The organism is Poseidonibacter lekithochrous, from assembly GCF_013283835.1.
In the GTDB taxonomy this organism is placed as follows: Bacteria; Campylobacterota; Campylobacteria; order Campylobacterales; family Arcobacteraceae; genus Poseidonibacter; species Poseidonibacter lekithochrous.
This window is the reverse complement of the sequence record NZ_CP054052.1, coordinates 1,886,920-1,904,120: the sequence shown is the minus strand read 5'-3', so window position 1 is coordinate 1,904,120 and position 17,201 is coordinate 1,886,920. Positions and strand designations below refer to the sequence as shown.

General features: G+C 27.8%; 13 protein-coding genes. 10 read left to right on the top strand and 3 right to left on the bottom strand.

What is annotated here, in order from left to right:
- Entirely contained in the window at positions 1 to 252 is a 252-nt protein-coding gene (locus ALEK_RS08940; RefSeq protein WP_071625502.1) for a S4 domain-containing protein, read from the bottom strand.
- 70 nt (positions 253 to 322) lie between these two features.
- On the opposite strand from ALEK_RS08940, the gene ALEK_RS08935 reads away from it, so the two are divergent.
- From ALEK_RS08935 to ALEK_RS08910, 6 genes are all read left to right on the top strand, one after another.
- Positions 323 to 1,570, top strand: a complete 1,248-nt coding sequence (locus ALEK_RS08935) for an argininosuccinate synthase (RefSeq protein ID WP_071625503.1) — start codon at positions 323 to 325, stop codon at positions 1,568 to 1,570.
- 265 nt (positions 1,571 to 1,835) lie between these two features.
- Positions 1,836 to 2,939 (top strand): M20 family metallopeptidase, encoded by a 1,104-nt coding sequence (locus tag ALEK_RS08930; protein WP_071625504.1) that lies wholly within the window; start codon positions 1,836 to 1,838, stop codon positions 2,937 to 2,939.
- A gap of 8 nt (positions 2,940 to 2,947) precedes the next feature.
- Positions 2,948 to 3,865 carry an ATP-grasp domain-containing protein gene (locus ALEK_RS08925; RefSeq protein ID WP_071625505.1) on the top strand — a complete coding sequence of 306 codons (918 nt, stop codon included), beginning with the start codon at positions 2,948 to 2,950 and terminating at the stop codon, positions 3,863 to 3,865.
- Positions 3,865 to 5,367: a helix-hairpin-helix domain-containing protein gene (locus ALEK_RS08920; RefSeq protein ID WP_071625506.1), complete on the top strand. Its 1,503-nt coding sequence runs from the start codon at positions 3,865 to 3,867 to the stop codon at positions 5,365 to 5,367. The genes ALEK_RS08925 and ALEK_RS08920 overlap by 1 nt, the downstream gene beginning before the upstream one ends.
- 3 nt (positions 5,368 to 5,370) lie before the next feature.
- Positions 5,371 to 7,968, top strand: a complete 2,598-nt coding sequence (locus ALEK_RS08915) for a M14 family zinc carboxypeptidase (protein WP_071625507.1) — start codon at positions 5,371 to 5,373, stop codon at positions 7,966 to 7,968.
- A 77-nt stretch (positions 7,969 to 8,045) separates the two neighbouring features.
- Positions 8,046 to 8,546 carry a gamma carbonic anhydrase family protein gene (locus ALEK_RS08910; protein WP_071625508.1) on the top strand — a complete coding sequence of 167 codons (501 nt, stop codon included), beginning with the start codon at positions 8,046 to 8,048 and terminating at the stop codon, positions 8,544 to 8,546.
- A 25-nt stretch (positions 8,547 to 8,571) separates the two neighbouring features.
- Here the strand turns inward: ALEK_RS08910 and ALEK_RS08905 are convergent, their stop codons facing one another.
- A complete protein-coding gene (locus tag ALEK_RS08905) occupies positions 8,572 to 9,495 on the bottom strand; it encodes a dUTP diphosphatase (RefSeq protein WP_071625509.1) in 924 nt (307 codons plus the stop codon).
- Between the two features lie 487 nt (positions 9,496 to 9,982).
- On the opposite strand from ALEK_RS08905, the gene ALEK_RS08900 reads away from it, so the two are divergent.
- Together ALEK_RS08900 and ALEK_RS08895 are read left to right on the top strand one after the other, a co-directional pair.
- Complete coding sequence (locus tag ALEK_RS08900) at positions 9,983 to 11,383, top strand: methyl-accepting chemotaxis protein (RefSeq protein ID WP_071625511.1); 1,401 nt, start codon at positions 9,983 to 9,985, stop codon at positions 11,381 to 11,383.
- Positions 11,384 to 11,394: 11 nt separating this feature from the next.
- Positions 11,395 to 11,799: a PAS domain-containing protein gene (locus ALEK_RS08895; protein ID WP_071625512.1), complete on the top strand. Its 405-nt coding sequence runs from the start codon at positions 11,395 to 11,397 to the stop codon at positions 11,797 to 11,799.
- Positions 11,800 to 11,803: 4 nt separating this feature from the next.
- Here ALEK_RS08895 and recR read toward each other — a convergent pair whose 3' ends face one another.
- Positions 11,804 to 12,376, bottom strand: a complete 573-nt coding sequence (gene recR, locus ALEK_RS08890; RefSeq protein ID WP_071625513.1) for a recombination mediator RecR — start codon at positions 12,374 to 12,376, stop codon at positions 11,804 to 11,806.
- Positions 12,377 to 12,514: 138 nt separating this feature from the next.
- Here recR and dnaJ point away from each other — a divergent pair, with 138 nt between their 5' ends.
- Together dnaJ and ALEK_RS08880 are read left to right on the top strand one after the other, a co-directional pair.
- Positions 12,515 to 13,642, top strand: coding sequence for a molecular chaperone DnaJ (gene dnaJ, locus ALEK_RS08885; protein ID WP_071625514.1), 1,128 nt, complete (start codon positions 12,515 to 12,517; stop codon positions 13,640 to 13,642).
- Between the two features lie 77 nt (positions 13,643 to 13,719).
- Positions 13,720 to 17,115 carry a transporter substrate-binding domain-containing protein gene (locus tag ALEK_RS08880; RefSeq protein ID WP_071625515.1) on the top strand — a complete coding sequence of 1,132 codons (3,396 nt, stop codon included), beginning with the start codon at positions 13,720 to 13,722 and terminating at the stop codon, positions 17,113 to 17,115.
- Positions 17,116 to 17,201: the final 86 nt, after the last annotated feature.

The window sequence follows — 17,201 nt, the reverse complement described above, 5'->3', positions numbered from 1 at the left end:
TTATCCTTCAATTTTCTTAACGTATTCATCCATTTTAGATTTTGGAGTTGATTTATTTGTTGGGATTTGTAAAACTTGAAATTTGTCGGTTTTCTCAAGATATTTAATCTCAACCATGTCTCCAACTTTAACTTCTTTGGCTTTTTTCACTGCTATGCCATTTATATGAACAACTTTGTGTTCCAGCATGTCTTCAGCAACTGCTCTTCTTTTTGTAATATTTACTGCATTTAAAAATTTATCTATTCTCATAATTAAGATTATAGCTAATATTAGATAAAATAATTACCTTAAAATTTATTAGATGTATAGGATAAGTTAAATGAGTAAAAAAGATGTTAAAAAAGTAGTACTAGCTTACAGTGGTGGGCTTGATACTTCTACAATTTTAAAATGGCTTCAAGATGAGTATAATGCTGAAGTTATTACTTTTACTGCTGACCTAGGTCAAGGCGAAGAAGTAGAACCTGCAAGAGAAAAAGCATTAGCTTGTGGAATTAAACCAGAAAATATTTTTATATTAGATATTAAAGAAGAATTTGTAAAAGATTACGTATTCCCAATGTTCAGAGCGAATGCTATTTATGAAGGTGAATATCTATTAGGAACTTCTATTGCTAGACCGCTTATTGCTAAAAAACAGATTGAAATTGCAAATAAAATGGGTGCAGATGCTGTATCTCACGGTGCAACTGGAAAAGGTAATGATCAAGTTAGATTTGAACTTGGATATTTAGGATTAAATCCTGATATTACTGTTATTGCTCCATGGAGAGAATGGGACTTAAACTCTAGAGAAAAATTACTTGCATATGCAAAAGAAAATGGAATTGAAATCGATAAAAAACATATTGATGAAAATGGTAATCCAGCTGTTAGCCCATATTCAATGGATGCTAACCTTTTACATATCTCTTATGAAGGTTTATCTTTAGAAGATCCTAATGCTGAACCTGAAGAATCAATGTGGTTATGGTCTAATTCTCCTGAGAATGCACCTGATGAAGCTGAATATATCACTATTGGATACAAAAGTGGTGATCCTATTTCTATTAATGGTGAAGAAATGTCACCTGCAACTATCTTAGAAACATTAAACACTTACGGTAACAAACATGGTATAGGAAGAATTGACATTGTTGAAAATAGATATGTTGGAATGAAAGCTAGAGGTTGTTACGAAACTCCAGGTGGAACTATCATGTTAAAAGCTCACAGAGCTATTGAATCAATTACTCTTGATAGAGAAGCTGCTCACTTAAAAGATGAGTTAATGCCTAAATATGCAAAGTTAATCTACCAAGGTTACTGGTTCTCTCCAGAGAGAGAAATGATGCAAGCTGCAATTGATACTACACAACAAAATGTTGAAGGTACAGTTAAATTAAAACTTTACAAAGGTAATGTAGTTGTTGTTGGAAGAGAATCTGAAAAATCATTATTCTCTGAAGCTCACTCTACTTTTGAAGAAGATGAAGTTTATAACCAAAAAGATGCAGAAGGGTTTATTAGACTTAATGCATTAAGATTCATCATTTCAGGTGAAAATAAAAAATATTATCATTTATAAAAACCACAGAGATAACTCAGAATAAATAATTAATTTATCTCATTCTTATAAAAGGGAAAGTAGCATTTTTGCTACTTTCCCTTTTTTTTTATAAAAAAACTTTTTTTCTTCCAAAATGCTACTAAATTGTTACCATCTCATGTTATTTTATAAGTTGATTTTATGTTATAATCAAAGAATGTAATTTGCAATAAAATTATTTATAGTTATTTAATGCAAATTTTTCATAGTGTTATAGTGAAATATTTTACTTATTGGATATCAAATGGGCTATTTAGAAGATTTAGAAAAAATAGTTATTATTAACTCTCATACACAAAATAAACATGGCGTTGACGAAGTTGGCAATGTTATGTCCTCATGGCTTTTAGAATTAGGTTTTAAAAAAGAAACTTTTAAAAGAGAACTAATTGGTGATCATTTATTATTTAAATCTAATCAAAAAGAAGGACCTAGAATTTTATTATTAGGTCATAACGATACAGTATTTCCAAAAGGTTATTTTGAAGGTTTTACCCAAGATGAGAACTGGATTTATGGTCCTGGGGTTTGTGATATGAAAGGTGGTAATGTTGTTGCTTTAGAAGCTTTACGAAATATTTTTAAAAATAATGGAGAAATATTTAATATTGATTTTTTACTTGTTTCAGATGAAGAAACAGGAAGTGATGATTCCAAAGAAATTACATCAGAACTTGCTAAAAACTACGATTATTGTTTTGTATTTGAAGCTGCTGGAAAAGACTTAGAATTAGTTACTGCAAGAAAAGGTGTTGGAAGATATATTATAAAAATTGAAGGTAAAGCTTCACATGCTGGAACATCTTATGAAAAAGGTATTAATGCTAATTTAGAAGGTGCAATAAAACTACAAAAATATTCTGAATTAATTAATTTGAAAGAAGGCTCCATTGTCAATGTTGGTAAATTTGAAGGTGGAATTGGAATTAACACTGTTTCTCCCCATTGTGAAATGATGATGGAGTTCAGATTTGACAAAAAATCTGAAAAAAAACGAATTATGAATGAAGTTGAAAAAATCACTAACACTTCTTTTGTTGAAGGCACAAAATCAACAGCTGATGGAATAATCCAAAGAGATGTTATGGAAGAGAATGAAAAACAACTTCAATTAGTTCAGTTTTTTGAAACACTTACGAAAAGTAAAATACCTTTAGAATCAAGAGGTGGAGTGAGTGATGCAAATATTGTTTCTTCTTTTGGAGTAACAACACTTGATGGTTTTGGTCCCTATGGCGATGGAGATCATACAAAAAAAGAGAGAGCTTTGAAAAGTTCATTTGAGCAAAGAATTGGGATGATGACAACAATATTGAGTCATTATCAAGAAGTATTTTTTAAGGATTAGAGGGAATTATGGCTAGTAGAAAAATTGGAATGTGGATGTATCAAAATGGTGGTGGTGATGAAATTCAAAAGAAAATTATCGAAAAATTGGAAGAGAGAGATATTAAAGTAATTCCAAATATTAATTTAAGAGATGCAATTGCTAAAAATGGTCATATCTTATATGATGATATGAAACTGGATAAATTAGATTTGTTTTTCTCTTATAATGCAGGGGAACAAACTCAATATCAAATGTATTTATATAAAGCATTAAGTCATGTTGTACCTATGATTAATTCTTATGATGCATTTGAATTAACTGAAGATAAATTTCAAACATCATTTTTATTAAGAAAGAATAAGATTAATACAGCAGATTATAAACTTTGTCATAGAGATGATACTTTTCATTTAAAAGCAATTATGAAAAAATGGGACAAAATGGTTTATAAACCAACTGATGGTTGGGGTGGTGTAGGACTTACAAAAATTGAAAATCAAGAAACTTTAGATATGTTAATGCCTTTTTTAAATCAAATGGACTTAAGATATTTTTACGTTGAAAAATTTATTGATTATGATAATACTGATTATAGAGTAGATATTGTAGATGGTAAATATATTGCTTGTTATGGACGAAAAGCTAGTTCTGAAGATTGGAGAACAAATGTAACAAGTGGTGGAAGCGTGTTTTTAAGGGATCCAGACGAAGCTGTAATCGATTTGGCGCTTAAGGCTGTTAAAGTTACGGGCTTAGATATAGCTGGTGTTGATATTATTTATGATAGAAAAAAAGAAGAATATGTTGTTTTGGAAGTTAACGGAATACCTGCTTTTGCAACACCAGAACAAGAAAAAATGGGATTAGATTTTAATAATAAAAAAATCGATGCTATTGTTGATTTAATTGATAGAAAAACTAAACAAACTATAAAGGAAGCATAATGACAAAATTACCTAAATTGGGATTTTTATATCTTGATTACGTATTAAGATTTTTTGATCACTCAAATTTTAAAGGATGGCCTGACAAAATTGAAGAAGTTGTATATCATTGGAAAAATGATAAAAAGAGATTTATAAAAGAAGTTAAAGCAAAGAATATCGATGTATTAATTGGTAATATTCCTGCAACTGCTTATGATACTTTTGTTGAAATCTCGAAAGAACTACCTCATGTTAGATTTGTACCATCTTTAGAAACTCAATTTCCTAATAAGTCAAAAGAGAATGTTACTTTATTTTGTGATAAGTATAATCTATCTGCACCTAAAACAAAAATCTATTATGATAATGAAAAAGGATACAAGTATTTAAAAAATAAAGCTAAATATCCTCAAATTATTAAAAGATCTTATGGTCCATCTAATTATGGTGGTTATTATGTACATAAAGCTGATAATTTTAAAGAAGCTTTTGAGCTGTTAGAAGATAAAAAATACTCTCCTATATATACTCAGGATGCAATTGATTTAAAATTCTCTGGGGATTTAAGAGTTATGTTAATTGGACATAAACCAATTTGTGCATTCTGGAGATTCTCTGGTGATGGGGAGTGGATTACAAACACTTCTCAAGGTGGTTCAATGTCTTATGAAAATGTACCAATGAATGCTTTAGAATTGGCAGTTGAAGCTTCTAAGGCTGCAAAAGCTGAGTATTGGGCTTGTGATATTGCTATTTGTGCAAAAACTGATAAAGCTTATATATTAGAGTGTGCTACTGCGTTTGCTGCATTCCCTTATATTAGAGATTGGATTGGTCAATATTTAATGTGGGACTTCTCAAATGGTAGATTCCCTATGCCTCATGTTCCATTATTCTCATGGGAAGAGTTAGGTAAAGTTGATTCATCATTACTTAGAACTATGAGACATATAGGATTTAGTAAATACAAACCTTCTTGTGATGGTACTTGGTATATTAATGATCCAGAAGATAAGTTTGATATGGAAGAAGCATTATTAAGTAATCCAAATGATGTTCCTGCTTCAATTGCACCAGAGAAGTTACCTATAAAAAAAGATTTATTAAAAGATACAAAAAAGAGTAAAATTGAAGTAAATAAAATTAATTTTAACACAGCTTCTTTAACTCAAATAATGACTTTACATGGAATGGAAGAAGAATTAGCATTAGAAATCCAAGAGTACTTATTAGATAATGTTGTTACAGATTCAAGTGATTTATTAGAATTAGAATCTGTAGATGAGCAGTTAATAAAAGTATGGGATGATAGTATTGATGATATGAGAGTTAATATTAATGATGCAGATGAAGATACTTTAAAAAAGATTAAAGGTATTGGTTCAAAGTTAGCAAAAATTATTTTAAACTTCAAAGAAGAAGTTAAAAAGTTTAGCGATTTAGATCAATTAAAAGAACTTGATGGGATTGGAAAAAATAAATTAGCTCAATTAAAATCGAGATTAAAAATAGGAGAGTAATCCTTGAAACAACTTTATAGATCATATGATGAATCAACAGCGATATTTAAAGATTTGCAGGAAAGATTTCCTGCACATTTTTCTTTAGAATCAATTGGACAAACTTGGGAAAAAAGAGATATTAATTTAATTACTATCTCTAAAGATATCAAAACAGCCAATAAAAGACCTGCCCTATTCTTTACAGGGACTATTCATGCTAGAGAATGGGTTGGGCATGAGTTAGCTATTGAATTTGCTAAATATGTTCTAGAAAATTATGAAAATGATAGAACACTAAAAGCTTATTTAGATACAACAACTATATATATGGTTCCATGTGCAAATCCAGATGGTTATGAATATTCTAGAAACCATTTTTCTTTTTGGAGAAAAAATAGACGTGTTAATGCTGATGGAACCTATGGTGTTGATTTAAATAGAAACTTCCCTATTGGTTTTATTAAATCAACTGCTACAACTTCTAATGTTTATGGAGGACCTGAACCTTTTTCAGAACCAGAAACAAGAGCACTTAAAGATTTTGTAGAAAAAAATGTAGATCATATTACTATTGCTTTAGATTATCACTCTCAAGGAAATGTATTTTTCCCTGCTCATGATTTTAGACATGAAGATACTATTGATACAACTGATATGAATACTTTATGTGCAAATATGGCAGAAGAGATTAAAAAGATTTCAGGTAGAGAGTATGGAATTCACCAAGGTAAACCGCCTTCAAAATTAATTTCAGGAAGTGGTAGAGAGTTTTATTATTCAAAGGGAATAATCTCTAGTGTTGTTGAAGTAGGTACAAGAAATATTTCTGATTATTTAGATGATATGAATGAAAATTTAAGAGAACATATTCCTGCTTTATTAGCTGCTGTTAAAGAAGCACCTTATTATTGCAAGAATAACATTGTAAAAAGAGTTAACTCTTTTGAAGTAACAGAATTTGGTTCAAACCATGTAAATCTTAAATGGGATTATGATATATCTAAAAATGATGTATTTTTTGAAATTTATAGAAGTTTAAAAGATAAAACTTATTGTAATAATAGTAATTTAATTGCAAAAACAAAAAGTCTAGAATTTTCTGATATAAACCTATCATCAAATAAAGACTATTATTACAATATTAGAGTTGTTCATAAAGATAATTTCCAAAAATCACCATTTTATCCTCAAATTAAAGTTCGAACAACAGTTGAATATGATGAATTTAGTAGAACATATTATGCAAGTGCTAAAGAGACTGGTTATGTTTCTGAAAATATTAATAATAATGCTAAACACTTTGGAATAAACTCTTTATTTGTAGGTGTTGATGAAAATAAGGGTGTTTCTTATGCTGTTGTTACTATTAATCTAAAATCTTTACCAAGTAATGCACTTATTAAATCTGCGGATTTTAATTTGTATCCAATTAATAGAGTATCAACTACTATTGAAAAATATGGTGAGTGGAATGTTGCTATTGTTGATCAAACAAAAATGGGTGATATTACATCTTTTGATGATGTTGAAAATATGGAATTATTAAAATATGTAGGAAGACCAACTGCTTCGCATCAATTAACTCAAGGTATTTGGAGATCTTGGCATTTCTCTGGAATTGAGTGTGAATATCTAAAAAAATCTATTGTTGATGAAAAAATTGTATTAAGAATTGAAGGACCAAAAGAGTTAAGAATTGGTCGAAGTAGACAAATGATGCAATGGGATATTGGATATGGTAAGTTTGGTATGGGTTTACCATATAGACCAAGACTTGAATTAACATATACTGAAAAACCAAATATTTCAGCTCTTTATCCAAAAGCTGTTTATACAGTAAGTAAAGAGAATGTAATTACAGATGAAATCACAGCAGGTTTTGATGAATCTGGTGCTCCAATCTATTCTAGTTTTGAATTTGATTTATCAGCCCTGCCTCCATATGATGAAACAATGATTACAAAAGCATATTTTGAATTAAACTCTACTCGTATTTATATAAAAGATGATATTAGATTCCATCTTGAGTTTGTAGATACTAGTATAGATCAAGATTATCAAAATATTACAAATAGAGAAATTATTCAAAATGTTGGTTATGATGTAAGTGCAACTGAACTTAAAAATAATCAAACTCAATATTTTATGTTTGATTCTTTCTCTGAAATTACATTAAATGAAAAATTAAAAGAGAAAGCTACAGTTGCTTTTGTTTTAAAACCAACTTCTGCAAAAAGAGCTATTAAGGACAAAAAAGTTTCATGGGAAATTAAAAATCTTTCTTTATCTCCTAAATTAATTGTTGAGTATATTCCTAAAAGAAGATTTCCTTTAGATAAGCCTTCAAATGGAAAAATAATCAATGACAGTGGTCGTATTAAACTTACTTGGGATAATCCAGATCATCCTGATTTTAAGGGTGTTAAGGTTATTAAAAATGCCTATAGAAAACCTCTTTCTTCTCATGATGGACAAAAACTTTATGCAGGTAGTGATGATTATACTTATGATGATTTTGGAGCAAAAGATATAGATAAATATTATGCAATATTTACTTATGATGATGTTCCTAATTATTCTGAACCTATTATTGTTGAATACAAAGCAAATAAAGAGTAGTACTCTTTGTTTGTTTTACCTTGCCTTTTTAAATACTACTAGATATAATAATTCTCAAAATTTTATAGGAAGCAAATATGATATTAAAATTTAAAGAATTCTACCCAAAGATTGATACAAAAGCATGGATAGCACCAAGTGCAGATATTATTGGTGATGTTGAAATTGGTGAAGACTCATCAGTATGGTTTCAATGTGTTATTAGATCAGATGTAAATAAAGTAAGAATTGGTAAAAATACTAATATTCAAGATTTATCAATGATTCATACAGATACTCACACTTCTACAGTTATTGGTGATAATGTTACTATTGGACATAAAGTAATGTTACATGGTTGTAAAATTGAAGACAATTGTCTTATTGGTATGAGTGCTACAGTTTTAGATGGTGCTGTTATTGGTAAAGGTAGTATTGTTGGAGCTAATTCATTAGTTACATCAGGAAAGAAATTTCCACCAAGATCATTAATCATGGGAAGTCCAGCAAAAGTTGTAAAACAATTAACAGAAGAAGATGAAGCTGGTTTAGTTACTCATGCAGCTCATTATGTAGATTATAAAAACGACTATAGCTAAAAAGAAATCTTTTTAGCTATGTGATTTATTTACAAGTTTTATAAGCTTCTTCTAGTTTATTATATAAAATATCAAAACTTACACTTTCCATTTGTTCTAAAATAGCAACCATAACTACGTTATCTTCATCGCCATTCCAAATTTTAATATAAGTACCCTCTTTATATCCATTGTCTTGTCTAAATTTATTTAAACAGTTTTTACCAATGTATAATTTTTGTAACCAAGTAAATGATAATCCAGAAATTTTACAACATCTAAAGAATTGATCAATAAATCTTTCAATTCCACTAAATGAAGGCATGTTACCAGTTTCAATTGCTAATGCAATATATGATAATTTTTCTGATTCTTTAATCATTGGTTTTACATCTACATCTTCAACTGCTTCATAAATACAGTGAGTATTTACTAATGATACAGCTTTTGGTACATTTGTTTCTTGTAAAATATAAGACATTAAGAAGTGCCAAATATCAACAAGTTCAACATGAATATTATTCATATCAGGTTCTGCATTAATATTCTTCCAGTGTTTCCATGGAGTAGAATCAATTAATTCTGCAACTTCCATATGGATACATCTAAGCCAGTTAATTTCTTTTCCAAATTTGTTTGCACCTAATTCCCAATTTTTACCATTTGTTGAGTCATTTAACTCTTTTTGTAATAAAAACATTTCTTCTAATTTATGAGGGAATGAAGATGCTTCTTCTAATAGTTCAGCTAATGGTAAACACTCTTCAACCATACTGTCTAATGATAAAGTATTTGGTAGTTCTTTTTCACCTTTTAATAAGTGAATGATTAGTGAGATAGTATAAGGTACATCATCTTTTTCTTCCCATTCTAATACATCTGATGATGTTACTCCAATATATTGAACAAAATCTTCTATAGATACAAATCCAAGTGATTTAATGCTCTCTTTTAAATCTTTATATAACAAACTTATCTCCTATTTTAATGCTTATATGATTTTTTATCATACTATTTAATCTCGTATATTATCCAAATTTCCATGAATAGTTCTTTGATTTTCATAATAAATTTTAGCTTTTTTTATTTTTTATTTTTTACAAGCACATTTTTTTATTATTTTTTTATCAATAATTCAAACAATTTTATTATTTTTTATCTAAAAGATAAAAATTATTTACTAATATTTTTTGAAAAATCTATTTAATTTTGTGATTTTTGTTGATAAAAGTTACAATCTGCACCACTTGATCTTTTTACAACAACTGATGGTATTGCTTTAGATTTAAAGGCATATGCATTGCAACCGTGGGGGTTAGATGGTTCCCATGTAACATAATAGTGTATACATTTTTGACAAATTATTCTTTTTTCCATAATAGCATTTTATCTAAAAGTAACTATAATAATAGTTAATAAAAAATATGTAATCAATTATAAATTGATTTAGGAGAATTATGTTTACAAATATTAGTACGAATAAAAAGTTATTACTTAATATGTTAATAACACAACTAGGATTTGCTTGTATTAGTATTATTGCTATTATGACTACTTCTGACATGATTGCAATCATTGCAATAAACGTTGTATTTGCGGTTTTAATTTTTATTACAACTAACGCTGCGGCAAAAAGAATTGTAGGTGGAATCAATAGATTTAAGAGATATCTAAATGATTTAGTTAATTTTACTTTTATGAGAAGTAATAGTGTTGAAAAAGCTCAATATATGAAAAATGATGAGATTGGTTTAATATTAAAAGAGATGAATCTTTATTATGACACATTTGATAGTATGCGAAAAGAAGACATGAAAGTTTTAGGTGAAATTATTCTTTCATTAAATAAAGTTGAACAAGGTATTTTTTCTTGTAGAGTAAAATCTGATTCGTCTAACTTTATGATTCATGCTTTAAAAAATGCTTTAAATGGTATGTTAGATGTTTTAGAAGAAAATATGACTTCAATTAGAACTGTTTCTAATTCTTACACTAATAATGACTTTACTCAAAAAATTGATATTCCAGATAACATGAAAAAAGATATGTTAGATCTTATGGAGTCAATTAATATGTTAGGTGATTCTTTAGGCTCTAATGCGAAACTGAATTTAAACAATGGTCAAACATTAGAAAGTAATGCCTCAGTTATGAAAAGCTCTATGGAAAACTTATCAACAAAAGCAAATGAACAAGCGGCATCTCTTGAAGAGACTTCAGCTACTGTTGAACAAATTACTACAATTACAAGAAACAATACTCAAAATGCAACTAAAATGGCTACATTAGGTCAAACAGTAAGAACTGCTGTATCAAATGGACAAGATTTAGCTTCTAAAACTGCGGATTCTATGGAGGAGATTAATACAAAAGTTTCTTCTATTAATGAAGCAATTACTGTTATTGATCAAATTGCATTCCAAACAAATATTCTATCATTAAATGCAGCAGTTGAAGCAGCAACAGCAGGTGAAGCTGGTAAAGGTTTCGCAGTTGTTGCTCAAGAGGTGCGAAACTTAGCATCAAGATCAGCAGAAGCTGCTAAAGAGATTAAAGACTTAGTTGAAGATGCAAATACAAAAGCAAACGAAGGTAAAATTATTTCTGATGAGATGATTAATGGTTATAAAGATTTAAATACTCATATTACACAAACTATTGAAATTATTGATAATGTTAGTTCTTCATCAAGAGAACAAATGACAGGAATCGAGCAAATCAATGATGCAATTACTATGCTTGATAGAGTTACTCAAGAAAATGCAAGCGAAGCTAATCAGATTTCAGGAATTTCAAATGAAGTATCTGAAATGGCTAATACTTTAGTAACTGATGCTCAAAATAAAAAATTTAATTAAAAAGGAAAATTATGGCAAGAGGACAAGAAACAGTTTTAGATGATTATGCCTTTTTAGTAAGTGAAACTGATGCTAAAGGAATTATTAGGTTTGCAAATAATGATTTTTGTAGTATTGCAGAATATACTTTGGATGAATTATTAGGGCAACCACATAGTATGGTAAGACATCAAGATATGCCAAGAAAGGCTTTTAAATCTTTATGGGATACTGTACAAAAAGGTGAAATTTGGACAGGTTACGTAAAAAATGCTACTAAAAATGGTGGATTTTATTGGGTTTTTGCAACAGTTTATCCTTTTGAGTCATGTGATGGAACAAATGGATATATGTCTTGTAGAAGAAAAGCAAGTGTGAAAGAAATTTCTGAAGCTGAAAAGTTATATAAACAATGGAACGAAGAAGAAAGAAGGTAGAGATTTAAATCTCTACCCTACTTTGTATTGCTTTTGATAGTGATAAAATATCTACATTTTCAAGGCTAACACCTGTTGGCACACCTTGAGCAATTTTTGAAAATCTAATATCTTTATTTTTTAATTTATCTTCTATATATAAAATAAATGCATCATTTGCGATTGATGGAGTAATGGCAAATAGTACCATTTCTACTTCATTATCATCAACAAAATTTGTAAGAGCATCTATTGCTTCTTGATCTAATTCTTCAATTACAAAATATTTACCATCAAACTGCTTAGAGTCTTCAATAATAAATATATCTTTTGCACTTTGAACTATACATATTTTTGTGCTATCTCTTGAATCATCCAAACAAAACTCGCAGATTTCATGTTCGCTCATTGAACCACACTTCACACATTTTGTAATGTTTTTTAAAGCATTTTCAATACTATGTGCAATTTTAATTCCACAATAATTGTCATTCATAACAACATGATAAGCAAGTCTTAAAGCTGATTTTTTACCTATAGTAGGCAATGATTCAAAAGCTTCAACTAATTCATAAAATTTTTCTAATCCTCTTTTCATTTTGGGATTATAACCAAATTACTAGTAAAAAGCTATAAGTCATGTTTTTTTGGTACTTTCATTTAAATATATTTTTATAATCAATTAGGTAGAATCGCGTATATATAATATACAAAAAATTATTTAGGAGATATATAGTTGACTGATCAAGACTATTATGAATTATTAGGTGTAGATAGAAGCGCCGATAAAAGTACAATTAAAAAAGCTTATAGAAAAATGGCTATGAAATATCATCCTGACAAAAACCCAGGTGATCATGAAGCAGAAGAGAATTTTAAAGCTGTAAATGAAGCATATCAAGTTTTAAGTGATGAAGAAAAAAAATCAATTTATGACAGATATGGAAAACAAGGTTTAGAAGGTCATGGTCAAGGTGGAGGCTTCGGAGGCGGAGGCTTTGATGATTTAAGTTCTGTATTTGAAGAGATGTTTGGTTCTGCTTTTGGTGGCGGAGGTAGAGGCTCTAGAAGAGAGAGAAAAACGTATAACTATAACTTAGATGTTGCAGTTGATGTTAATCTTGAATTTAATGAAGCTGTATTTGGATGTAATACAGAAATTGATTACAAATATAAAACCGCTTGTAAACCTTGTAAAGGTACAGGTGCAAAAGACGGTAAATTATCTACTTGTAAAACATGTGCTGGTCAAGGTCAAGTTCATGCAAGACAAGGTTTTATGACATTTGCTCAAACTTGTCCTACTTGTGAAGGTTCTGGTCAAGCTGCTAGTTCATCTTGTAAAAAATGTTCTGGTAAAGGTTATGATGAAGTTAAAGACTCATTTAAAGTTGATATTCCTGAGGGTGTTAATGACGGTATGAGAATTAGAGTTTCTAATAAAGGAAATATTGCTCCTGATGGAACAAGAGGTGATTTATACTTACAAGTACATGTAAGAGAAGATTCTCACTTTGTTAGACATGATGATGACATCTATTTAGAAGCACCAATTTTCTTCACACAAGTAGCACTTGGAGCGACTATTAAGATTCCAGGTCTTAGAGGAGAATTAGAACTTGAAATTCCATCTGGAGCTAAAGATAAACAACAGTTTAAATTTAGAGGAGAAGGTGTTAAATCTGTTCAAGGTTATGGAAAAGGTGATTTAGTTGTACAAATTACAATTGAATATCCAAAATCATTAAATGCTGAACAAGAAGATTTATTAGAAAAATTACAAGAAAGCTTTGGTGTTGAGAGTAAGCCAAGTGAAACTAACTTTGAAAATATGTTTGACAAAGTTAAAAAGTGGTTTTCTTAATAATAATTTGACTTTTTAGTCTTTTTTATAAACCTTATCACAGTATAATAATTTTTATATGCGTGATAAGGTTTGTTATGTTTAAATATTTATTTTTATTCTTTTTATTTCTCTCTACTGTTTATTCTAATTCTGTTGATTTAACTATTAAAGAAAAAGAATTCATTAAAACTAATCCTATTATTAATGTTGGTGCTGAAACTAACTGGCCACCTTTTGATTTTGTTGAAAATGGGCAATATACTGGTATTGCTAGGGATTACTTAGATTTAATAGAAAAAAATACTGGTCTAACTTTTAACTATATTACCTCAGATTCTTGGGATAACTTATTAAACCTATCAAAAAATAAACAAATTGATCTCTTACCTGTTTTAGTTAAAAATGATGAAAGAGAAGAATATTTAACTTTTACTAATGATTACATTTCAATTAGAGCATACTTATACTCAAAAAATAATTTTAAAAATCTAGATGAATTAGAAAATAAAACAATAGCTATTCCTTCGGGTTATTCCCAAGGTAATTTTTTAAATGAAAATTATCCAAACATTAAAATATTAAAAGTTAATAGTATTCTTGATGCCTTAGATAGTGTAATTACTAACAAGGCTGATGCTTTAATATCAAATCCTGCAATAATTAATTATCTAATGCAAAAAAATTCTTTAACTGGTGTTCATGCAGATTTTTCTCTAAAATTTAATTCTAATAAACTTCATATGGCTACAAGAAATGATATGACAATTTTAAGAGATATTATTCAAAAAACATTAGATAACTTCTCAGAAAAAGAAAAAAGAAAAATTATAAATACTTGGATTGGAAATTTACCTGTTGAAACTAAATTAACTCAAACTGAGAAGAACTATATTGCAAATAATAAACAAGTAATTGTTGCAAATGAATTAGATTGGGTGCCTTATGATTATAATGAGAATGGTAAACCAAAAGGTTATATAATTGATTATGTAAAACTTATATTTTCAAAAGCAGGTTTTGAACCAGTATTTGTTACTGATACATGGAAGAATTTATATAAGGGCTTTAAAGAAGGTGATATTGACTTATTACCTGTTCTTACATATAATGAAAAAAGAGAAAAAGAGTTAAGATTTACAAATTCTTATTTAAAACAAAATCACTCAATCATTACAAAGTTATCCAATACAGATATATTAAGTTTAGATGATTTAAATGACAGAAAAGTTGTATTAGTAAAAGGATGGAATTCCACAAATACTTTAGTTTCTAATTATCCTGAAATCAATTTTATTTTAGTAGATAGCTTGGATGAAGTTTTTTCTGCTTTAATAAATAATGTTGCTAGTGCTACAATTCAAAATAAAATTTTATCTCAATATACTATTAACAAGATGTATAGTGATAAACTAAAAATATCAGCAGATGTAGTATTTAATGATTTTAAGAATGAACTTTATATGGCTGTCCAAAAAGAGAATAAAATCCTTGAAAGCATTATCAATAAAACTATGTTAAAAGTAAAAGAAGATGAACTAAACGCAATTGAACTTAAATGGATTAGAAAATCTAAAGAGATTAACTTTACAGAAGAAGAGTTAGGTTTTATTGATAGTAAAATTGTAAATGTTGCTTTTACACCAAACTGGGCGCCTTTGAGTTTTATTTCTGATAATAAACCTTATGGTTTAGGCTTTGATTTTTGGTCATATATTGTAGATAAAGCTAATTTAAAAACTAATAACAATTCACAAGATACATTTTCATTAGCTTTAAATAGTATTAAAAATAAGAATAATGATGTAATTATTACTACCTCTGAAACTAAAGAAAGATCAAAATATGCTATTTTCTCAGATTCATACTATAAAGCTCCAATGGGAATTGCTACATTAAAAGATCAGAACTTTATTCCTGATGCATCTTATTTAATTGGGAAAAGAGTTGCTGTTGGTAAAAACTATACTGCTCATCATTTACTAAAAAAATCTTACCCTAAAATTGATTTTGTTCCAGTTTTAAATATTGAAGAAGGTTTAGAGTTATTATCACAAAATAAAGTATTTGCATTAGTTGATAATATGCCAATTCTTACTTATAATATAAAGAAAAATGGTTTTAGTGATATAAAAATATCTGGTAATACTGGGATTGATTTTAATTTACAAGTAATGATTAGAGATGATTATGAAATATTACAATCGATTATAAACAAAGTATTAAGAAGAATGAGCCCTAGTGAAAAAGAAGAAATATTTAATAAATGGTCTTCTGTTGAATATATTCAAACTTTTGATTATTCAACTTTATGGAAATACTTTTTACCTTTAGGATTAATTATAATCATAATTTTATATAAAAATAGACAATTGTTAAATTATCAAAAAACACTGAAATTAACACAGTTAGAATTAGAATATTCATTAAATAGTTTTAAAACTTTAGTTGACTTAACAATAGAAGGTATATTCATTGTAAAAGATAAAAAGATTGTTTTTGTAAATAAAGAGCTTTTACGAATATTTAATATAGATAGTGAAAATGATGTTTTAAGTATGAATATAAATGATTTTTTTGTTGAGAAACAAAAAGAAAATATAAATGAAATTATATTTAATTCTGATTCTAAAACTTATGAAATAACGGCACTTCGTAATAACGAAGATAAGTTTCCTTCTATTATTAAATCTCAAAAAATTATGTTTGAATATAACAAAGCAGATATTATTCTAATTATTGATATGAGTGAAATAAAAAATAAAGAGAATTTATTAATACAACAATCTAAAATGGCAAGTTTAGGTGAAATGATTGGTAATATTGCTCATCAATGGAGACAACCTCTTAGTTTTATTTCAACAGCTGCAAGTGGTTTAAAACTACAAAAAGAGTTTGATCAATTAAATGATCAAATATTTGTTGAAACATTAGATGGTATAAATGAAACAACAAAATTTTTATCTCAAACTATTGAAGATTTTCAAAACTATTTAAAAGAAGATAAACAGAAAAATGAATTTAATATTAATTCTTGTGTTGAAAAAATTCTAAATATTGTAAAAGGTTCATTTATAAATCACTCTATTAATGTCAAATTAGATTTAGATGAAAATTTAATTATTCATAGTTATGAAAATGAGTTAAATCAAGCACTTTTAAATATTCTAAATAATTCTAAAGATGCATTATGTGGTATTGATATGAATAATAGATATATATCTATTAAAACAAAAGAGGAAAATAGTAAATATCTTATTGAGATAATTGATAATGCTGGTGGAGTTGATAGTAATATTATTGATAAACTATTTGAACCTTATTTTACAACAAAACATAAAAGTCAAGGAACAGGTCTTGGTTTATATATGACACACAAAATAATCACAGAAAGTTTGGAAGGTGAAATTAATATTTTTAACACTTCTGAGACTTTTGAAAATGTTTATTATGACAAATGTACAAAAGTTTTAATAAGCTTGCCTTTATATTAATCTAATGTATTGATATTTCATAAGAAATTAAAATAAATATAATATAATAATGCCTATTTAAAATGGATATTATATATAAAAGGAAG

What these genes read in the sequence shown, in the direction of transcription:
- ALEK_RS08895 (WP_071625512.1), top strand. Translation starts at nt 11,395, where the DNA reads ATGGCAAGAGGACAAGAAACAGTTTTAGATGATTATGCCTTTTTAGTA.
- ALEK_RS08935 (WP_071625503.1), top strand. Translation starts at nt 323, where the DNA reads ATGAGTAAAAAAGATGTTAAAAAAGTAGTACTAGCTTACAGTGGTGGG.
- ALEK_RS08880 (WP_071625515.1), top strand. Translation starts at nt 13,720, where the DNA reads ATGTTTAAATATTTATTTTTATTCTTTTTATTTCTCTCTACTGTTTAT.
- recR (WP_071625513.1), bottom strand. Translation starts at nt 12,376, where the DNA reads ATGAAAAGAGGATTAGAAAAATTTTATGAATTAGTTGAAGCTTTTGAA.
- ALEK_RS08925 (WP_071625505.1), top strand. Translation starts at nt 2,948, where the DNA reads ATGGCTAGTAGAAAAATTGGAATGTGGATGTATCAAAATGGTGGTGGT.
- ALEK_RS08920 (WP_071625506.1), top strand. Translation starts at nt 3,865, where the DNA reads ATGACAAAATTACCTAAATTGGGATTTTTATATCTTGATTACGTATTA.
- ALEK_RS08940 (WP_071625502.1), bottom strand. Translation starts at nt 252, where the DNA reads ATGAGAATAGATAAATTTTTAAATGCAGTAAATATTACAAAAAGAAGA.
- ALEK_RS08910 (WP_071625508.1), top strand. Translation starts at nt 8,046, where the DNA reads ATGATATTAAAATTTAAAGAATTCTACCCAAAGATTGATACAAAAGCA.
- ALEK_RS08900 (WP_071625511.1), top strand. Translation starts at nt 9,983, where the DNA reads ATGTTTACAAATATTAGTACGAATAAAAAGTTATTACTTAATATGTTA.
- ALEK_RS08930 (WP_071625504.1), top strand. Translation starts at nt 1,836, where the DNA reads ATGGGCTATTTAGAAGATTTAGAAAAAATAGTTATTATTAACTCTCAT.